The sequence below is a fragment of the Duganella levis genome (assembly GCF_009857605.1).
GTDB lineage: Bacteria > Pseudomonadota > Gammaproteobacteria > Burkholderiales > Burkholderiaceae_D > Rugamonas > Rugamonas levis.
In genome coordinates this window covers 59,215-77,301 of sequence record NZ_WWCT01000022.1, presented here as the reverse complement: position 1 = coordinate 77,301, position 18,087 = coordinate 59,215, and the positions used below count along the sequence as shown (strand labels likewise).

The window sequence follows — 18,087 nt, the reverse complement described above, 5'->3', positions numbered from 1 at the left end:
AAACTACGCATCAATTTCTTTCGCAATTAGGCGATTCGAACAATTTTTTGAGTGACGCCATGTCTGCATCCCCAGTATCCCCTATTACCCTTTTTTCCGAGCTTAACCTCGGCGCGCCGCTGCTGCAGGCGTTGAACGACGTCGGTTACGAGTCGCCGTCGCCGATCCAGGCCGCGACCATTCCGCTGCTGCTGGACAACCGCGACGTGCTGGGCCAGGCCCAGACCGGCACCGGTAAAACCGCCGCCTTTGCACTGCCGATCCTGGCGCGCATCGATATCAAACAGACCACGCCGCAAGCGCTGGTGCTGGCGCCAACCCGCGAACTGGCGATCCAGGTCGCCGAGGCGTTCCAGACCTACGCCAAGCATATTCCCGGCTTCCACGTGCTGCCGATCTACGGCGGCCAGAGCTACGGTCCACAGCTGTCGGCGCTGCGCCGCGGCGTGCACGTGGTGGTCGGCACCCCGGGCCGCGTGATCGATCACCTGGACAAGGGCTCGCTCGACCTGTCCAAGCTGAAAACGCTGGTGCTGGACGAAGCCGACGAAATGCTGCGCATGGGCTTTATCGACGACGTCGAGCGCATCCTGCAAGAGACGCCGGAGTCGCGCCAGACCGCGCTGTTCTCGGCCACCATGCCGTCGGCCATCCGCCGCATCGCCAATACCTACCTGAACCAGCCGAAGGAAGTGACGGTTGCCGCCAAGACCGGCACCAACGAGAACATCCGCCAGCGCTACTGGCTGGTGTCCGGCATGCACAAGCTGGACGCGCTGACCCGCATCCTGGAAGCCGAGAATTTCGACGGCATGATCATTTTCTCGCGCACCAAGCTGGGCACCGAGGAACTGGCGCAGAAGCTGCAAGCACGCGGTTTCTCGGCCGCCGCCATCAACGGCGACATCCAGCAGGCGCAGCGTGAGCGCACCGTGCAGATGCTCAAGGACGGCAAGATCGACATCCTGGTGGCGACCGACGTCGCCGCCCGCGGCCTGGACGTGGAGCGTATTTCGCACGTGGTCAACTACGACGTGCCGCACGATCCGGAAAGCTACACCCACCGTATCGGCCGCACCGGCCGCGCCGGCCGTAGCGGCGAGGCGATCCTGTTCATCACGCCGCGCGAAAAAGGCCTGCTGAAGATGATCGAGCGCTCGACCCGTCAGGCGATCGACCAGCTGGAACTGCCGACCATCCAGGCGGTGAACGATGTGCGTATCGCCAAGTTCAAGCAGCAGATCACCGAGACGCTGGCTGAAGGCGGCCTGGAGCTGTTCCAGTCGCTGATCGAGGACTACGAGCAGGAGTACAACATCCCGGCGGTGGAAATCGCTGCAGCGCTGGCCAAGCTGGCGCGCGGCGATGTGCCGCTGCTGCTGGACAAGAAGCAGAAGACCGAATGGGAAGAGCGTCCGGCCCGTCCGGCCTCGGCCTCGTTCGACCGCCCTGAGCGCGGCGACCGTTTCGGCGACCGCGCCGAGCGTGGCGATCGCAGCGAGCGTTTCCCGAAAAAAGAACGCATCGCGCGCGATTCCGAGCCAGGCATGCGCACCTACCGCATTGAAGTGGGCTACCAGCACGGCGTCAAGCCGGGCAACATCGTCGGCGCCATCGCCAACGAAGGCGGCATCGATTCGAAGAACATCGGCCGCATCGAGATCTTCGATGACTACACGGTGCTGGATATGCCCGATACGCTGAGCCGCGAATCGCTGGAAATGATGGGCGGCATCCGCGTGGCCGGCCAGGCGCTGCGCATCAGCGTGGACGGCCAGGGCGCTCCGGCGCCAGCCGCCGCACCGGCAGCGGCCAAGCCGCGCGCCGTCAAGCCGGTGGCTGCACCGGCGCCAGTGTCGTCCGGTTCGCCGCTGGAAAAAGCCGCCCGCGTGACGGCCGACGAGCTGGTGGAAGACGCGCCAGCCAAGAAGAAAAAGGAAAAGCCAGGCAAGCAAACGGTGCCGATGAGCGCTTTCCGCGTGGAAGTGGGCCGCAATAACGAGATCACGCCAGCCAACATCGTCGGCGCCATTGCCAACGAGACCGGCCTGGAAGCCAAGTACATCGGCCGCATCGAGATCTTTGAGGACCACAGCATGCTGGAGTTGCCGGATGGCATGCCTGAAGACATGTTCCGCAGCCTGGGCAAGGTCTGGGTCGGCGGCGCGCAGCTGAAGATCAGCCAGGTCGACCGCATGCCGCCGGAATCGGTCAAGCACACGCCGCCGAAGAAACCGGCGCCGGGCGCCAAAGCCAAGAAGAAGTATTAATCACCACGGGGCCGCAAGGCCCCGTTTTCATTCCCCATGCTGGTGCTGCATTGCACCAAAACCAAGCCTGCCGAATCACCATCACCGTCACTCTCATAGAGCAAGCCCGGCTGGCCCACTTATTGCATATGTGATAGCACAATCGTGATAAGTGGCGGCAACATCAGCGCCTTCAACCTGGAGACGTTAAGCGTGGGAGCGTGGCAAATGACTTCATTCAGGAAGCTGTGGACTACCTTTGTAGACGCGATCAAGCCGCAGGTGATGCGGAACTCGGCTGCCGGAGGGCTGCATTCGATTTACGTCGATAGCCGGCCGTTCAGCTCTTCGTTCCGGGAGCGCTAATGCTGCTGCGGAACGACCTGCTGCACTACACGCATCCGTCGCCGCGCACCGTCCGCATCCTGTGGATCTCTCCCGAGCAAAGCCACGTCTACGTATTCGACGTGGCGGCGCACTCGGCGGACGTTGAGATGATCCAGCTATCGGCGCTGCACGCCGACCTCCGGGCCGGCCACGTCAGCGTGCTGCCGGCCGACCCTTACCTGATGGTGGTCAGCCAGGAGCTGCTGCCACCCAAACACCTGCAACTGCGTGCCCGCGCCTGGGAGATCATCGAGGCGCTGGTGGCGCAGGAGCCGGCCATCTACGAAGCGCGCCAGCGCGGCCAGCTGATTGCCCAGGCTACCGCGCAGCACCAGGTGTCGCATCCCACCATTTACCGCTACCTGCGGCGCTACTGGCAGCGCGGGCAAACCCCCAATGCGCTGCTGCCGGATTACGGCAATTCCGGCGGCCGTGGCAAGGTGCGGCAGTCGTCGGCGGGCGTCAAGCGCGGCAGGCCGCGTAAAAACGGCGCAGACGCCGGTCCGGGCCTGAATGCGGACGAGGACATCCGCCGCACCTTCCGCGTCGCCACGGCCCGCTACGCGGCCGCCAACGCCAAGTTCTCGCGGCTGGGCGCCTATCAACAAATGCTGGCCGACTTCTTCATCGAACGCCGCATCGACGCCGACTCGGGCCGGGTGCAGGCCACGGCGTTGATGCAGCTGGAAGTGCCGACCTTCGGTCAGTTCAATTACTGGCTCGATCACGACGACGACCGGCCGCCGGAAGTGGCGCGCCGTCAGCCGTCCGATATGGCGGCCGGCGCGCAGGAACAAGCCATGCAGCCGCCGCTGGCGCTGCCATTGCAGGGCCGTCCCGGCGCCGGCTTCTATCTGGACGCGGTGCGCGCCGAGGTGCAGCTGGTGTCGCGTGCCGACCGCCAGCAGGTCATCGGCCGGCCGCTGGTGTATGTGGTGACGGACGCCTTCAGCCGCATGGTGTGCGGCGTCTACATCGGCATGGGCGAGGTGCAGTGGCCGCACGCCATGCTGGCGCTGGCCCACTGCGGCGCCGACAAGCAGCGCTATGCGCAGCAGCATGGCCGCCGCATCGAGGCCGAACAGTGGCCGTGCCGCCATCTGCCGGAAACGCTGTTTGCCAACGCCGCGCTGACGCTGGGCTGGAACGGCGACACGCTGCTCAACAACTTCAACCTGCGCTGCGTGGCGGCCGAGCATGGCGTGGACGACTGGCGCGGCGTGCTGGAAAAGCGTTTCCGGCTGCTGGCGCCGAATCTGCACGGCGCCCCATGCCGGCTGGATGGCGTGCTGGATCTGGACCAGTTCACCCGCATCGTCATCGACTGCGTCCTGTACTACAACAACCGCCAGCAACTGGCGCACGCGGACGGTGCAACGCCGCGCCGCTTGTGGGACTGGGGCGTGGAGCATCGCGGCGGCGGCTTGAAGATCTATCCCGAGCACCTGATCCGCTGCAGCCTGATGCCGGTGGCGCAAGCCACGGTGACGGCCGAGGGCATCACGCTGCATGACAGCGTGTACACCTGCACGCGCGCCGTCAACGAGCGCTGGTTCGAGCGCGCGCGTCAACGCGGCGAGTGGCAGGTGCGGGTGGCTTACGATCCGGCCAACATGGACATGGTTTATTTGCTGGACGCAGCTGCGCCGATGCAGTTCCATGCTTGCCACCTGGCCGATGCCAGCGTCGCGCACCAGCATCTGTCGACGGCGGAAATTGCACTGTTGCCGCGCACGCAGACCGCCATGCCCGCAGCTGCGCTACGTAGCACTACGCAGGGATACGTCAGCCTGGTCGGCTGATCTGCGTCACGGCCATCGTGCACTGCATCGTAAAGGTGCAGTGCATTTTTTTCGCGTGAATAAAGTATGAACATTGTTTTATATCGTTTATCCAGTTATCTGCAATAAAACCTGTTAGCCGAAAGATGTTTATTTTTTGACTACTTGGTGGCACGCCGTTTGCTAGATAGGAACTATGGGTTAGCAAGTCGCCCAAGGGTTTTTTCAGTAGACCGGTGAGGATGCAGATGGACAGTAAAACGGTAAAACAATTTAAATCGTTTAGCTCATTTACGAGGAGGGATTTCCTGTATCGTGCCGCCGCTGTGGGTGGCACGGGACTGCTGTTGACCACCATGGACGCCTGGGGCATGGGGATTGCCTCCACCGCGTCCGCGCCGCCGGCCCTGAGCGGCAGCGGCAAGGGCAAGAAGGTGCTGATCCTGGGCGCCGGCCTGGCCGGCATGACGGCGGCCTTTGAACTGGAGAAGCTGGGCTACAAGGTGCAGATCCTGGAGGCGCGCGCCTTCGCCGGTGGACGCTGCCAGACGGCGCGCAAGGGTTTCAGCCTGACCGAATTGGGCGGCGAAAAACAGACCTGCGCGTTTGACGACGGCCATTACATCAATCACGGACCATGGCGCATTCCGCTGCACCATCAGTCGACGCTGCATTACACCAAGCTGTTCGAGGTGCCGCTGGAAGTGATGGTCAACGAAAACGACCACGCCTACGTCTATTCCGAGAACGCCGGCCCGTTCGCCGGCAAGCGCCTGCGCCTGAAGGAAGTCAAGGCCGATATGCGCGGTCACGTGTCGGAGCTGCTGGCCAAGTCGGTCAAGAACCATCAGCTGGATCAGGAACTGAGCCCGGACGACCAGCGCCTGCTGCTGGACTACCTTCAGCACGAGGGCGCGCTGACCGCCAACGACCTGCAATACAAGGGCCGTAGCGGCCGTGGCTTTGCGGTCAATCCTGGCGCCGGCCTGAATCCTGGTCCGGGCACGCCGTCCGATCCACTGGGCTTCAAGGATCTGCTGGCGTCGAAGCTGGGCAACGTCTACAGCGCGGTGCAGGATTTCCCGATGCAGAACACCATGTTCCAGCCGGTCGGCGGCATGGACGCTATCGCCAAGGCGTTTGAAAAACGCGTCGGCAAAAACATCCGCTACAAGTCGGAAGTACAAACCATTCGTCAGAACGACAAGGGCGTGACGGTGACCTACAAGGACACCGGCACCAACAAGGTCAGCTCCATCAGCGCTGACTACTGCCTGTGCGCCATCCCGTTGTCGGTGCTGCGCCAGATCGATACCGATTTTTCGGACAAATTCAAGAAGGCCGTCGCCACCGTGGCGTACGCGCCGGTGGGCAAGATCGGCCTGCAGATGAAGCGCCGCTTCTGGGAAGAGGACGACCATATCTACGGTGGTCACATCATGACCGACCTGAAAGGCATCAATCAGATTTCGGTGCCGTCGTACGGCTTCCAGAAAAAGAAGGGCGTGCTGCTGGGTTATTACCAGTACCAGACGGCCGCGATCGAAACCAGTGCGCTGTCGCTCAAGGAGCGCGCCGAGTTTGCGCTGGCGGCCGGCCAGAAGATCTTCCCGCAATACACGGAGAACTTCGAGACCTCGTTCTCGGTGGCATGGCACCGCGTGCAGTACAACCTGGGGGGCTGGGCCGAGTGGACCGACAAGACCCGCGCCGCAGCCTATCCGACGCTGGTGGCGGGCGAGGGCCGCATCCTGCTGGCCGGCGAGCACCTGAGCTACCTGACCGGCTGGCAGGCCGGCGCCATCGAATCGGCGTGGCAGCAGATCGCCCAGATCCATGAAAGGGCCAGCGCATGAAAGACACCTTGATCAAGGCTGCACTGGCGATCATCGCGACGATTGCGGCGGCGGCATCGTCGCCGTCGCGGGCCCAGGAGACCGATGGCAAGGCGCTGTTCCTGAAGAACTGCGCCGCCTGCCATCAGGCCACCGGCAAAGGCATCCCCGGCGCCTTCCCGGCGCTGGCCGGCAGCAAGTTCGCACAAGGGCCGGGCAACGAGGTCGCTTCCGTGCTGCTGAAAGGGCGCGGCGGCATGCCGGACTTCAGCGACTCATTAAGCGACAGCGATATCGCCACCGTGCTGACCTTCGTGCGCTCCAGCTGGGGCAACAAGGCAGATGGCCTGAACGCAGAGCAGGTCGCAGCGCTGCGCACCACGCTGGGCGTCGACCCGTTTGGCAATTCCGCCATGTCCAATAAACACTGAAAGAGCCATTCATGAAAAAGACCATCGCCACCCTGTTGATCTGCGCCGCTTTCGGCAGCGCGCACGCCGCCGCGCCGAAGGCCGACATCGTGCGTCACAAGATTCCTAATTCCGATTTCCCGATTGCGCTGGCGGTGTCGATTCCGCCGACCGCCACCATCCACTTCATCAGCGGCCAGGTGCCGGCGGTGGTCAACAAAGACGCGCCGGCCGATTCGCTGGAAGCCTTCGGCGACACCAAGGCGCAGTCGGAGTCGGTGCTGAAGAAGATCAAGGAAATCCTGCAAGGGATGAAGCTGGAGATGTCGGACGTGGTGAAGATGCAGGTGTTCCTGGTCGGCGATCCGGCCAAGGGCGGCAAGGCTGACACCAAGGGCTTTATGGAAGCCTACACGCAGTACTTCGGTGGCGCCCAGCCCAACCTGCCGGCGCGCGCCGTGGTGCAGGTGGCGGGCCTGAGCAATCCCGGCTGGTTGGTCGAGATCGAAGTGGTCGCCGCTAAAAAATAGAAATCAGCTGTTTTGTTTTTGGGTCTTACTTTCGCTTTTATTCAAAAATGGGGAATTAAAATATGCATAAGGCCACACTGAAGATCGGCGTCGCAGCCGTGTTGTCCACCCTGGCATTGAGCGTCTACGCCGCTGAAGACGATACTGTCGCAGCACCGGCCGATGCAGCCACGCCTAACGTCGGGGCGGTGATCGTGACGGGGACGCGCTCCAGCGGCATCAAGGTTGAAAACAGCGCCTCGCCGATCCAGGTGCTGGATTCGGCTTCGCTGGCGCGTACCGGCCAGCCGGACCTGATCCAGGCGCTGGCGCAGAATCTGCCATCCTTCACGGCGCAGGCCTTCGGCGGCGACACCGCCAACCTGACGTTGTCGGCGCGCCTGCGCGGTCTGAGCCCGAACAATACGCTGGTGCTCATCAACGGCAAGCGCCGTCACGGCACCGCCAACCTGGCCGTGCTGGGTGGGCCATACCAGGGTGGCGCAGCGGCTGACCTGAACTACATCCCGGTCTCCGCCATCGATCATATCGAGGTGCTGCAGGATGGCGCGGCCGCGCAGTACGGCTCCGACGCGATCGCCGGCGTGATCAACATCATCCTCAAATCGAATAACCATGGCGGCACTGCCACCGTCAACGGCGGCGGCTATGTCGACGGCGGCGGCCGCACGCTGGACGGCAGCGCCAACATCGGCGTCGAACCGTTCCAGGACGCGTTCCTGAGCCTCACCGCAGAATCGAAATACCACGGCTACAGCGACCGTGGCGGCATTGATCCGCGCGTCATCACGCCGGGGAATATCGCCGCCTATCCAGGCATGTTCCAGGAACCGGGCTACCCGCACGTCAATCACATTTCGGGCGACGCGCAGTATCACCTGAACGTCTTCGCCGCCAACTTCGGCTGGGACGTGTCGCCTGACAGCCAGCTGTATGCGTTTGCCACCGCCGGCCGCAAGGAAGCGCGCGCGTATGAAAACTATCGTCTGCCGAGCCGCCTGCCGCTGATCTATCCAACCGGCTTCTCGCCGAAGGAAACCATGAAGGAGGACGATTTCGCCTTCACCGCCGGCTACAAGACCAAGGCGGCGGGCTGGAACATCGACCTGAGCTCGACCTATGGCCGCGACAAGTCGCGCATCGGCGTGGCCGATTCGGGCAACGTCTCGCTGTTCACCGACACCGGCACCACCCCGACCGTGTTCAGCGCCGGCGCCTTCATCGCCAGCCAGCTGACCACCACGCTGGAAGCGTCGAAGGAATTCGATATCGGCTGGGCCAAGCCGCTGAATATCGCCGGCGGTATCGAGCACCGCATCGACAAGTATGAAATCCAGGCCGGCGACGAAGCCTCGCGCTACAAGGAAGGTTCGCAATCGTACCCTGGCTTCTCGCTGACCGACGCCGGCAGCCACCGCCGCACCAACCAGGCGGCCTACCTGGACTTCGCCGGCAATCCGATCACCGACCTGACGGTGGATCTGGCGGCGCGCTATGAACACTTCAGCGACTTCGGTAACGCCAAGGTGGGCAAATTCACCAGCCGCTACGACTTCTCGCCGGTGGTGGCATTGCGCGGCACGTTCTCGAATGGTTTCCGCGCGCCGACGCTGGCCGAGGAATACTACTCGGCCACCAACGTCGGCCCGACCACCGCCTTTGTGCAGCTGGCGCCAAATTCGGCCGGCGCCAAACTGGTGGGCGTGGATGGCCTGAAGCCTGAACGTTCGACCAACTTCAGCCTGGGCCTGGTGCTGAATCCGGCGAACAACGTGGCGATGACGCTGGACGTTTACCAGATCAAGATCCGCGACCGCATCGTCGGCTCGGGCGCGCTGTATGGTTCCGGTGGTTCGGTGAATTCGCCGGCGGTGCGCGCGGCGATTCTGGCCAACGGCAATGTGCTGGATAGCACGGTGAGCCAGACCGGTATCAACATCTTCTCGAACGCGGTCAATACCCGTAGCCGCGGCCTGGAATTCGTGACCACGGTGAACTCCAGCTACGGCACCGCCGGCAAGGTGGACTGGTCGATCGCCGCCAACTACAACAAGGTGGAAGTCACCAAGATCAACCAGGCGCCGACGCAGCTGCTGCCGCAAACGCTGCTGGACAAGACCGCGATTTCGGATCTGGAAACCGCGTCGCCAAAAGTGCGTGTGAATCTGGGTGCGCTGTGGAAGATCGGTAACTGGACCGTCAATCTGCGCGAAGCGATCTACGGCAAGTCGTCGGAGTATGGTAGCGAAGACGGCTCGGTGTATCACCTGACCGAGATCAGCGCCAAGGCGATCACCGATCTGGAAGTCGGCTACAAGATCAACAACGCCTGGTCGGTGGCGGTGGGAGCCAACAATCTGTTCAACAAGTATCCGAATGGCGTGAATCCGGCCCTGCTGGCTGACCAGCGCGCGGCGGGCGACAACGCGGCAGTGACGGTGCTGCCAAGCTTCTCGCCGTTCGGCATCAATGGCGGCTACTACTACGCGCGCGCCAACTACAAGTTCTAAGCGGGGGCTTAGTTGCTTTGGGGTCGTCCTTCGGGGCGGCCCTTTTTTTTGGTGTAGCATGGCGGCTCTCGTTGGAGGATTGCGTGCATGTTGAAGAAGATCGGTAGAACTTTGCTGGCGGCAGCGCTGGCCGGCAGCGTGGGCGGTGCTGTTGCGGCGCCCATGTCCTTGCAGGATTATCTGGCGCTGAGCGGCCCGGCACCGACCCGCCATGTGGCGTATGGCGCGGCGCCGTCGCAGTTTGCGGAACTGTTCCAGCCGAATGGCGACGGCCCGTTCCCGGTCGCGGTGATCATTCACGGCGGCTGCTGGACCAAGGAATTCGGCGGCATCACGCAGATGCGCAATATGGCCGGTGATCTGGCCGGGCAGGGCATCGCGGTGTGGAATGTGGAGTACCGCCGCTACGACGAGGAGGGCGGCGGCTATCCGGGCATGTATCACGACGTGGCCACGGCCATGGACCGACTGCGCGTGCTGGCGGCGGAGCACAAGCTCGATCTGTCGCGCGTGGTGCTGGTCGGGCATTCGGCCGGTGGCCATCTGGCGCAATGGGCGGCGTCGCGCGCGCGGCTGCCGCGCAGCAGTCCTTTGTATGTGGCCGATCCGCTGCCGGTGCCGGTGGTGATCAGCCTTGGCGGCCTGGCCGATTTGCGCAACGAGCAGGCGCTGATCAAATCCAGCTGCGACCGCGACATGGCGCAGCTGGCCGGCGTGGCCAGTGCCGAGCGTCCCGATATTTTCAGCGATACGTCGCCGGCGGAGCTGCTGCCGGTGGGCGTGCGCACGGTGCTGATTCACGGCGAGCACGATAACATCTCGCCGCTGCGCGTGGGCCAGGATTATGCGCGTCGCGCGCAGGCGGCCGGCGATGCGGCGGAAGTGGTGTCGCTGCCGGGCGGCAGCCATTACGACGAGGTGGCGGCGACGTCGCCGTCATGGCGCATCGTGTCGGCGCACATTCGCAAGGCATTGGGGCTGCCGCCTCGATGAACCAGGGGCGCGCGGCCAATATCGCGTTCGTCGTCCTGCTGCATCTGGCGTTGCTGTGGGCGTTTACGCGTCCGCTGGCGCAGCGTGTTGAGTACGATGGTCGGGTATGGATCCATTGGCTGAAGCCTGTGGCGCCAAGGCCGCAGGAGAGGACCGCGCCAGCGGTACGGCAGCCGGTGATGGCGCCGCCGGTGGCGCGCTTGCCGGCGCGGCAGGAGCCCATGCCGGCGGCCGTCGATCAGCCTTCTGACGCTGCCGAGCCACCCCGTGACGATCACGCACTGTTTGCCGAGTCGCCGGCGCCGGACAGGCTGCCACCCGATGTCATGCAGCAGGCGCTGAAATCCATCGGCGACATCGACCGCCAGCTGCGCGCCGAACATCCGCAAGCCTTGAGCGCGCCGGCCAACTCCCCCAATGCGCGGCTGGCCAAGGGCATCGCGGCTGCGCATGCGGCGGTCAAGCCCAAATGGTTTGAACCGGCGCGCATCGAGTTGATCAGCCCACCTAACGATCCAAACCGCATCTACCGCGTGACCACCGCACTGGGCGACTACTGCTTGTACTATGCCGACAAAAACAGCGCCATCGGCTCTGCCAAGAGCGGCCAGGTTGGCTTCGGCCAGCCGAAAGCGGCGCCTTGTCCGATACCGTTCTAGCGCTACCTAACCCAGCGGTAATTTGACAAAAAAGCAAAAGATGCCAAGAATGCACGCTCCTGCATTCTTCTGACTTTGTCCATGAAATTGAAATTGTTTGCCCTGCTGTGCGCCGCCGCGCTGTGGTCCCAGCCCGCGCTGGCCGCCGATGATGGCATCGATACCTCGGTGACCACGCTGAAGAACCAGCAGACCTTTGTGGTGCAGCGCGACGGCAGCTATGTCCAGGATTTTGAAGAACTGGTGCAGATCAACGAGCAGCGCGCCGTGGCGCATCAGTCGCAACGCCAGTTCCATTTCAACCGCACGCTGGAAGATGTGGAGATCATCGAGGCTTACACCGAAAAGCCGGATGGCCGCCGCATTCCGGTGCTGCCGGAGCAGATCAAGCTGCAAAATGAACCGGCCTACAGCGGCGCGGCCATGTTCCAGGACATGCAGGTCAAAAGCGTGATCTACGCCGACGTGGCGGTCGGCGACAAGCTGTATTCAAAGACCCACAAGATCCGCCGCAGCGCTTATTTCCCCGGCCAGTTCAGCGACATCACCTATCCGCTGTTCCGCCGCACCGGGCAACTGACGCTGATCTACGATATGCCGGCCGGGATGCTGCTGAAGGCGGACGATCCCGGCTTCAAGGCCAGCACGCCGCAGCAGCACGACGGCCGCACTGTCTACCGCTGGGACTACGTGCAGGCGCCGACACCGCGCATCGAGGTCGGCGCGATCGCTTACTCCGACTATGGGCGCCATCTGATCGTCTCGACCTTCAACAGCTACGGTGAAATCGGCCTGGCCTACGACCGTACCGCTGCGCTGGCGGCGGCGGTGACGCCGCGCATCACCGCCAGGGCGCGCGAGGTGGTAAAGGGGTTGAACGATCCGCGCGCGCAGGCCATGGCCATCGACAACTGGGTGCGCAAGAACGTGCGCTATGTCGCGGTGTACATCGGCAACGGCGGCCTGGAGCCGCACAGCGCGGAGTCGATACTGGACAACCGCTACGGCGACTGCAAGGATCACGTGGCGCTGATGGAAGCGATGCTGCACGCGGTCGGCATCGACAGCACGCCGGCGCTGATCAACCTCGGTTGGTCATTCAGGCTGCCGCCGGTGGCGCAACTTGGCCAGTTCAATCACGTCATCACCTACATCCCGGCGCTGGACCTGTATCTCGATTCGACCGCGGACAGCATCGCCGCCGGCTACCTGCCGGGCGATGATCTGGACAAGCCGGTGATCCTGACCCGCAGCGGCCAAATGGGGCACACGCCGGTGACACAGCTGATCAAGATCAAGAACCACTACACGGTGAAGATTGCAGCCGATGGTTCGGCCACGTTCAACTTCACGCGCGACCAGTTGGGCGCGTGGGAAGAGGCGGTGCGCAACGAGCATCGCAACTGGGGCAAGGTCGACCAGGAGCGCTTTGTTGAAGTGCTGCTGAAGTCTGCCACCATCAAGGGGCGTGGCGAGGTGGTGCTGGGCGACCTGAGTGAGGCGGCCAGCGGCAAGGGATATCGCTTTACGCTGAAGGGCAGCGGCGACAACTGGGTGTATCTGCCAGGTCCGGTCGGCGTGCCGGCGTACAGCAGCCTGTATGTGGGGCTGGCGCAGCAGGTCCTCGGCCTGACTAACGAGACTACCCGCACCCAGCCCTATCTGTGTCCGGAAAACGATTACGAGGAAGATGCGAGCTACGAATTTCCGGCCAACGCCACGCTGCTGGCGGTGCCGCCGGATGTGCACCTGGCCAGCCCATACTTCCAGTACAGCGCGGAGTTCCGCCAGGTGGACGGCAAGCTGCTGATCAAGCGCGCCTTGAAGAGCGGTAAGGCCGGCACCCGCGTGTGCACGCCGGAAGACTATCTGGCGATGCAGGGCGATATCAGGAAAATGGTGCGCGACATGCGCAGCCAGTTTATCTTGCAGGTGCCGGAAGCGGCCGATATGGCGGCCGGCGCCAACTAGGCTGCCGGCTCAGGCGCGCGCCAGCGGCAGCCACAGGGTGAAGCGCGTGCCGCTACCGTCGCACGCCCAGTCCACGCGGCCATTGACGCTGCGGGCGCGCCGCTGCTGATTGCGGATGCCGCGCCCGCCCGGTGATTGCAGCGTGGCCGCCAGGTCGAAGCCGCCGCCATTGTCGCTGACGGTCACCTGCACGCCATCGCCTTCAATGTCGTGCCGGGTGCTGAGGCGGATTTCAGTCGCCGGCGTGTGGCGCAGGATATTGGCGATGCTCTCCTGGATGATACGCAGAATACTCAGCGCGCTGCCCGGCTCCAGCCATGGCAGCGGCGGCACGTCGCGGATTTCCCAGTGCAGCGTGATGCCGGTGCCTTCCAGCCTTGGCTCCAGCCGGAAGCGCAGGGATCCCAATAACATCAGCAGGTCCGCTTCGATCGGTTCCATCGAGTCGATGGTCAGCTTCAGGTCATCCAGGCAGTCCTTCAGGATCTGCGAAATCTTCTGCGCGCTGATACCGGTCTGGTCGACCGAGCGGATGGCGTTGATCAGCGACGAGCCCAGGCCGTCGTGCATGTCCTGCATCAGCCGCTGGCGTTCGTCGCTGATGGTCTGCTGCTGGGCGGCGTCGCGCAACTGGCTGTGGATGACTTCCAGTTCCGCTTCGCGCTTTTGCAGCCGCTGTTCCAGGCTGGCGTTGCTGTTTTCCATGCCGCGGATGGCGTTGACGTAGCGGCGCGCCATCAGTATGCCGAACATGCAAAAGGTGACGGCGTTGGTATAGGCGCCGGTGAACCAGCCTTCGGCACTGGCGACATGGTTGTGCATCAGCCAATCGGGTACGCCCAGCAGCGTGCACAGGCCCAGGCCCGCCGCCAGCAGCAGGCCCTCGCGCGAACGGCGCCACGAACAGGCTGCGGCGACGATGCAGACGGTGGCCGCCATCACCACCACCACCGCGTACACCAGCGGCACCAGCACGGAGGTGGATGGATAGACCGGCAGGATCGCCACGAAGGGCATCGACAGCACGCTGATGGCGGCGCTGACGCCGACCAGCACCCGCGTCAGCCAGGCCAGCGGGCGGCCGTGCAGCTTGCGCAGGAACAGGTGCAGCACCGTCACCAGCCAGAACAGGGCGTTGGCAGTGAGCCAGGCGAACCAGCCGCCGGTGACCGGCAGGCTGAGATAGTAGTGCAGGTGGCCTAGAAACGAGGTCGCGGCCAGGTAGAAGAACAGCAGGTATTCGTAGCGGTGGCGGCGGAGCAGCCACACCGCCAGCGAGAACAGGCCGACCAGCAGGAAGGCGGCGTTGAGTGTGGCCGGCAGTTCGCGCTGCAACCACAGGCGCGTGTAGTAGCGGCTATGCAGCGCGTCGCTGGCGCCGAACCATAGCGAGGACAGTGCTACGCGGGTGGGGGCGCGGTGTTCCAGCCGCACCAGGATTTCGCGCACCGGGGCGGCATCGGTGTCGGTGTCCAGCGTGATCCACAAGGGCGTGAACGGGCTGTCCCACAACGGGCCTTGCTGCTGCGCGCGATGCGCCAGCCGGCCGTTGACGTAGACCGCGATCGTGCCTTCCACCGTGACGCGGGCGCCGTAGATCGCTAGCGGGCCGCTGGTCTGCGCGCTTGCCGGCACAGTCACCCTGATCCAGGTGGTGTCGATGTCGTCGGCACGGCGGTCGCCTGGTGGAAGGGTTGATGGTAATGTCAGCGGATGCCATGGGCCGGGCAGGTTGCCGCTGTCGATGCTGGCCGGGGGCGCGCTGTAGCGGTCGGCCGTGGTCACCAGCCAGTTGGCCGCCGCCAGGTGCTGCGGCTCGGCGCTGGCCGGCGCGGCCAGCAGCATCAGCGCGCAAGCCAACAACGCAGCGGCGATATCCAGTAGGCGCCGCATCAGTATTCGTTGTATTTGCGGGCGTCGCCGCGCACGGTGTCGGCCGGATATTTGACGGCGTTGAGCGCCATTTTTTCGACGGCGGCGGCATGCAGGTCGACTTGCATCTTGTCCGCCAGCTGGACCAGGTAGAGCAGCACGTCGGCCAGCTCGTGGCGGATGGCGGTGCGCTTGCCGTCATCCAGTTCGGCGGCGCCGCCGGTTTGCAGCCACTGGAAGTGCTCCGCCAGTTCGGCCACTTCCACCGACAGCGCCATGGCCAGGTTTTTTGGCGTGTGGAACTGCTCCCAGTCGCGGGCTTGGGCGAATTGGCGCGTGCGCTCGCGCAGGTCTTGCAGGTCGGGCAGGTTGGAGGTTGTCATGACCGCTATGGTACACCGCCGATTATGCGTTTCATCCCTCTTTTTCGACCGTTTATCGCATCGGCGGGACGGGCGGCGAGGGCGCTGGCTATAGTGGCAACACTTTACTATTTTAAGGACACCCATCATGCGCCGCACTGTCATCGCTCTCGCTTCCCTCGCCATCCTCGCCGGCTGCGCCGTTATCGTGGTGCCGGATGGCGATGGCGGCATGTCGTACAAATCGGCGTATGGCGGCAACGCGGTGCAGGGCGATGGCAAGCTGGTGGTGGAAAACCGCGAGATCGCCACGCTGGATGGCTTCGACGTCAATGGCCCGATGCAGGTCGACGTGCGGGTCGGCCAGGCCACCGGCCTGCAACTGGAAGGCGACAGCAACATCCTGCCGCTGATCCGCACCGATGCCAGCGGCGGCACGCTGCGCGTCTGGATCGAAGGGAATATCCGCACCAGCAATCCGATCCGCATCACCTACAGCACGCCGGTGCTGCGTCACCTGTCGGCCAACGGTTCCGGTTCGATGGTGGTCAACGGCCTGAATGGCGCGCCGCTGGAGCTGGCGCTGAACGGCTCGCGCTCGGTGCGTCTGAGCGGTAAAGTCGAGTTGCTGGATGCGCGCCTGAACGGCTCCGGCGGACTGAATGCCTCGGGCCTGGACAGCGGCTCCACCGTCGCCCGTCTGAATGGTTCCGGACGACTGGACCTAGGCCGCATCAATGGCGAATCGCTGAACCTGGACCTGCGCGGCTCCGGCGGCGCCAACGCCAGCGGCAACGTGCGCAATGTCACGGTACGTCTGAACGGCTCCGGCAGCGCCGACCTGGCCAGCCTGACCAGCCAGAGCGCAGACTTGAACAGCAATGGCTCCGGCGGCATTTCGGCCACCGTCACGCAGTCGGTGGTGGCCTACTCCAACGGCTCCGGCGGCGTGACGGTGTACGGCAATCCGGCCCAGCGCAATGTCAGCGGCAAGCACGTCACCGTCGTGAATTAACAGCTGATCTAACGCACCTTGAAGAACGCCATCGAGCTTTGCAGCTGCTCGGCCTGACCGCTCATCTCTTCGGCGGTGGCGGCGAGTTGCTCGGAGCTGGAGGCGTTCATTTGCGTGGTCTGGCTTAACTGGCTCATGGCGGAATTGATTTGCCCCGCGCCGGCCGATTGCTCCTCGGATGCCGCCGTAATTTCCTGCACCAGGTCCGAAGTGCGTTTGATATTCGGCAGCATGGTGTCCAGCAGCGCGCCGGCCTTCTCGGCCAGGCTCACGCTGCCCGACGCCACCTGCTCGATTTCCTGCGCCGCCACCTGGCTGCGTTCCGCCAGCTTGCGCACCTCGGCCGCCACCACGGCAAAGCCCTTGCCATGTTCGCCGGCGCGCGCCGCTTCGATCGCCGCGTTCAGCGCCAGCAGGTTGGTCTGATAGGCGATATCGTCGATGATGCCGATTTTCTTGGCGATCTCGCGCATCGCCGTCACGGTGGAGCGCACCGCCGCGCCGCCTTCTCCCGCTTCCTGCGCGGCCTTGCCGGCCATGCCGTCGGTGACCTTGGCGTTCTCGGTGTTCTGCGCGATCGAGGCCGACATCTGTTCGATGGCGGCGCTGGATTCTTCCGCTGCCGCCGCCTGTTCGCTGGCCCCCTGCGACAGCGACTGCGCCGTGGCGCTGACTTCTTCCGAAGCGCTGGCCAAAGCCTCGGCGCCGTCGTTGACTTCTCCTACCACGCGCGACAGATTGCCGACCATGCTGTGCATCGCCGCCAGCAGGCTGGTGGTGTCGCCCGGCTTGATCTGCACCGTCACCGTCAGGTCGCCATTGGCCACGCGGTTGACGATGTCGGCGGCGTAATCCGGTTCGCCACCCAGTTGCTTGAGCAATGCGCGCGCGATCAGGGCGCTGATCAGCGCCACCACCACCAGCGTGCCGGCGGCGATGAAGATGGATGTGCGCGCCGCCGCTTTCTTGGCGGCCGCGCCGCGTTCCGCACCTTGCTGTCCCAGTTCGACGTTGTAGTCGAAGTGGTTGTCGAGCAGCGCCTGCATCACCTGGATTTCCGGCCGCGCCGCCTCCAGCGCGATGCGCGCCTTGTCATTGTGGTTGCTGCGCGATTCGGCCAGCACCGCTTCGATCTGCGGCTGTATCTTGGCCCACGAGGCTTTTTCCTTGTCGAGGATGGCCTTGTCCTTGTCGTCGGCCAGCAGCGGCTCGTATTTCTTCATGCTGTCGTCGACCAGCTTGCGCATGTCGGTGACGGCGGCGTCCAGCTCCGGGAATTTCTTGTCGTCGGCATTCAGCACGTGCTGGTTGACGCGGATGCGCATGCGCAAAAAGCTGTCGCGCAGCTTGTCGATCACCACCAGGCTGGGCACCGTGTTGACGGTGGAGTAGTTGGCTGCATCGTAGACTTCTTCCATCTGGTACTGGCTCAGACCCGCCATCAATACGATGCCCGCCAAGGCGGCTGCGGCCAGCAGTCCCATTTTGTGCGCAACACTCAGTTTCATTGCAT

At 64.0% G+C, this 18,087-nt stretch carries 13 protein-coding genes; 10 read left to right on the top strand and 3 right to left on the bottom strand.

Features of this window, described 5'->3' with window-relative positions; translation table 11 throughout:
• Positions 1–59: 59 nt before the first annotated feature.
• The 9 genes from GTP69_RS23340 to GTP69_RS23300 all read left to right on the top strand — a co-directional run bounded on the left by GTP69_RS23340 (position 60) and on the right by GTP69_RS23300 (position 13,325).
• Positions 60–2,270, top strand: a complete 2,211-nt coding sequence (locus GTP69_RS23340) for a DEAD/DEAH box helicase (protein WP_161057115.1) — start codon at positions 60–62, stop codon at positions 2,268–2,270.
• Between the two features lie 344 nt (positions 2,271–2,614).
• Positions 2,615–4,438: a TnsB C-terminal domain-containing protein gene (locus tag GTP69_RS23335; protein WP_161057114.1), complete on the top strand. Its 1,824-nt coding sequence runs from the start codon at positions 2,615–2,617 to the stop codon at positions 4,436–4,438.
• A 335-nt stretch (positions 4,439–4,773) separates the two neighbouring features.
• Positions 4,774–6,273 carry a flavin monoamine oxidase family protein gene (locus GTP69_RS23330; protein ID WP_229261122.1) on the top strand — a complete coding sequence of 500 codons (1,500 nt, stop codon included), beginning with the start codon at positions 4,774–4,776 and terminating at the stop codon, positions 6,271–6,273.
• Positions 6,270–6,683 (top strand): c-type cytochrome, encoded by a 414-nt coding sequence (locus GTP69_RS23325; RefSeq protein WP_161057112.1) that lies wholly within the window; start codon positions 6,270–6,272, stop codon positions 6,681–6,683. The genes GTP69_RS23330 and GTP69_RS23325 overlap by 4 nt, the downstream gene beginning before the upstream one ends.
• 11 nt (positions 6,684–6,694) lie before the next feature.
• Complete coding sequence (locus tag GTP69_RS23320) at positions 6,695–7,192, top strand: RidA family protein (protein ID WP_161057111.1); 498 nt, start codon at positions 6,695–6,697, stop codon at positions 7,190–7,192.
• Between the two features lie 62 nt (positions 7,193–7,254).
• Complete coding sequence (locus GTP69_RS23315) at positions 7,255–9,702, top strand: TonB-dependent receptor plug domain-containing protein (protein WP_161057110.1); 2,448 nt, start codon at positions 7,255–7,257, stop codon at positions 9,700–9,702.
• A gap of 87 nt (positions 9,703–9,789) precedes the next feature.
• Positions 9,790–10,695, top strand: coding sequence for an alpha/beta hydrolase (locus tag GTP69_RS23310; protein WP_161057109.1), 906 nt, complete (start codon positions 9,790–9,792; stop codon positions 10,693–10,695).
• On the top strand, positions 10,641–11,354 hold the full coding sequence (locus tag GTP69_RS23305) for a hypothetical protein (protein ID WP_161057108.1): 714 nt from the start codon (positions 10,641–10,643) through the stop codon (positions 11,352–11,354). Before GTP69_RS23310 ends, GTP69_RS23305 begins: the two co-directional genes overlap by 55 nt.
• An 81-nt stretch (positions 11,355–11,435) precedes the next feature.
• On the top strand, positions 11,436–13,325 hold the full coding sequence (locus GTP69_RS23300; RefSeq protein ID WP_161057107.1) for a DUF3857 domain-containing protein: 1,890 nt from the start codon (positions 11,436–11,438) through the stop codon (positions 13,323–13,325).
• A gap of 9 nt (positions 13,326–13,334) precedes the next feature.
• Here GTP69_RS23300 and GTP69_RS23295 read toward each other — a convergent pair whose 3' ends face one another.
• Both GTP69_RS23295 and GTP69_RS23290 read right to left on the bottom strand, forming a co-directional pair.
• The gene (locus tag GTP69_RS23295; RefSeq protein ID WP_161057106.1) at positions 13,335–15,218 is read right to left on the bottom strand and encodes a sensor histidine kinase; all 1,884 of its coding nucleotides are present in this window, start codon (positions 15,216–15,218) and stop codon (positions 13,335–13,337) included.
• Positions 15,218–15,580, bottom strand: coding sequence for a nucleotide pyrophosphohydrolase (locus GTP69_RS23290; RefSeq protein ID WP_161057105.1), 363 nt, complete (start codon positions 15,578–15,580; stop codon positions 15,218–15,220). The genes GTP69_RS23295 and GTP69_RS23290 overlap by 1 nt, the downstream gene beginning before the upstream one ends.
• A gap of 127 nt (positions 15,581–15,707) precedes the next feature.
• On the opposite strand from GTP69_RS23290, the gene GTP69_RS23285 reads away from it, so the two are divergent.
• Positions 15,708–16,574: a GIN domain-containing protein gene (locus GTP69_RS23285; protein ID WP_161057104.1), complete on the top strand. Its 867-nt coding sequence runs from the start codon at positions 15,708–15,710 to the stop codon at positions 16,572–16,574.
• 8 nt (positions 16,575–16,582) lie between these two features.
• On the opposite strand, the gene GTP69_RS23280 is transcribed toward GTP69_RS23285, so the two are convergent.
• Complete coding sequence (locus GTP69_RS23280; protein WP_161057103.1) at positions 16,583–18,082, bottom strand: methyl-accepting chemotaxis protein; 1,500 nt, start codon at positions 18,080–18,082, stop codon at positions 16,583–16,585.
• Positions 18,083–18,087 lie beyond the last annotated feature (5 nt).

Excerpts from the sequence above, each read along its gene's own strand:
- GTP69_RS23305 (WP_161057108.1), top strand. The coding sequence starts at position 10,641 with ATGGCGCATCGTGTCGGCGCACATTCGCAAGGCATTGGGGCTGCCGCC.
- GTP69_RS23325 (WP_161057112.1), top strand. The coding sequence starts at position 6,270 with ATGAAAGACACCTTGATCAAGGCTGCACTGGCGATCATCGCGACGATT.
- GTP69_RS23335 (WP_161057114.1), top strand. The coding sequence starts at position 2,615 with ATGCTGCTGCGGAACGACCTGCTGCACTACACGCATCCGTCGCCGCGC.
- GTP69_RS23290 (WP_161057105.1), bottom strand. The coding sequence starts at position 15,580 with ATGACAACCTCCAACCTGCCCGACCTGCAAGACCTGCGCGAGCGCACG.
- GTP69_RS23330 (WP_229261122.1), top strand. The coding sequence starts at position 4,774 with ATGGACGCCTGGGGCATGGGGATTGCCTCCACCGCGTCCGCGCCGCCG.
- GTP69_RS23310 (WP_161057109.1), top strand. The coding sequence starts at position 9,790 with ATGTTGAAGAAGATCGGTAGAACTTTGCTGGCGGCAGCGCTGGCCGGC.
- GTP69_RS23280 (WP_161057103.1), bottom strand. The coding sequence starts at position 18,082 with ATGAAACTGAGTGTTGCGCACAAAATGGGACTGCTGGCCGCAGCCGCC.
- GTP69_RS23295 (WP_161057106.1), bottom strand. The coding sequence starts at position 15,218 with ATGCGGCGCCTACTGGATATCGCCGCTGCGTTGTTGGCTTGCGCGCTG.
- GTP69_RS23320 (WP_161057111.1), top strand. The coding sequence starts at position 6,695 with ATGAAAAAGACCATCGCCACCCTGTTGATCTGCGCCGCTTTCGGCAGC.
- GTP69_RS23340 (WP_161057115.1), top strand. The coding sequence starts at position 60 with ATGTCTGCATCCCCAGTATCCCCTATTACCCTTTTTTCCGAGCTTAAC.
- GTP69_RS23300 (WP_161057107.1), top strand. The coding sequence starts at position 11,436 with ATGAAATTGAAATTGTTTGCCCTGCTGTGCGCCGCCGCGCTGTGGTCC.
- GTP69_RS23315 (WP_161057110.1), top strand. The coding sequence starts at position 7,255 with ATGCATAAGGCCACACTGAAGATCGGCGTCGCAGCCGTGTTGTCCACC.
- GTP69_RS23285 (WP_161057104.1), top strand. The coding sequence starts at position 15,708 with ATGCGCCGCACTGTCATCGCTCTCGCTTCCCTCGCCATCCTCGCCGGC.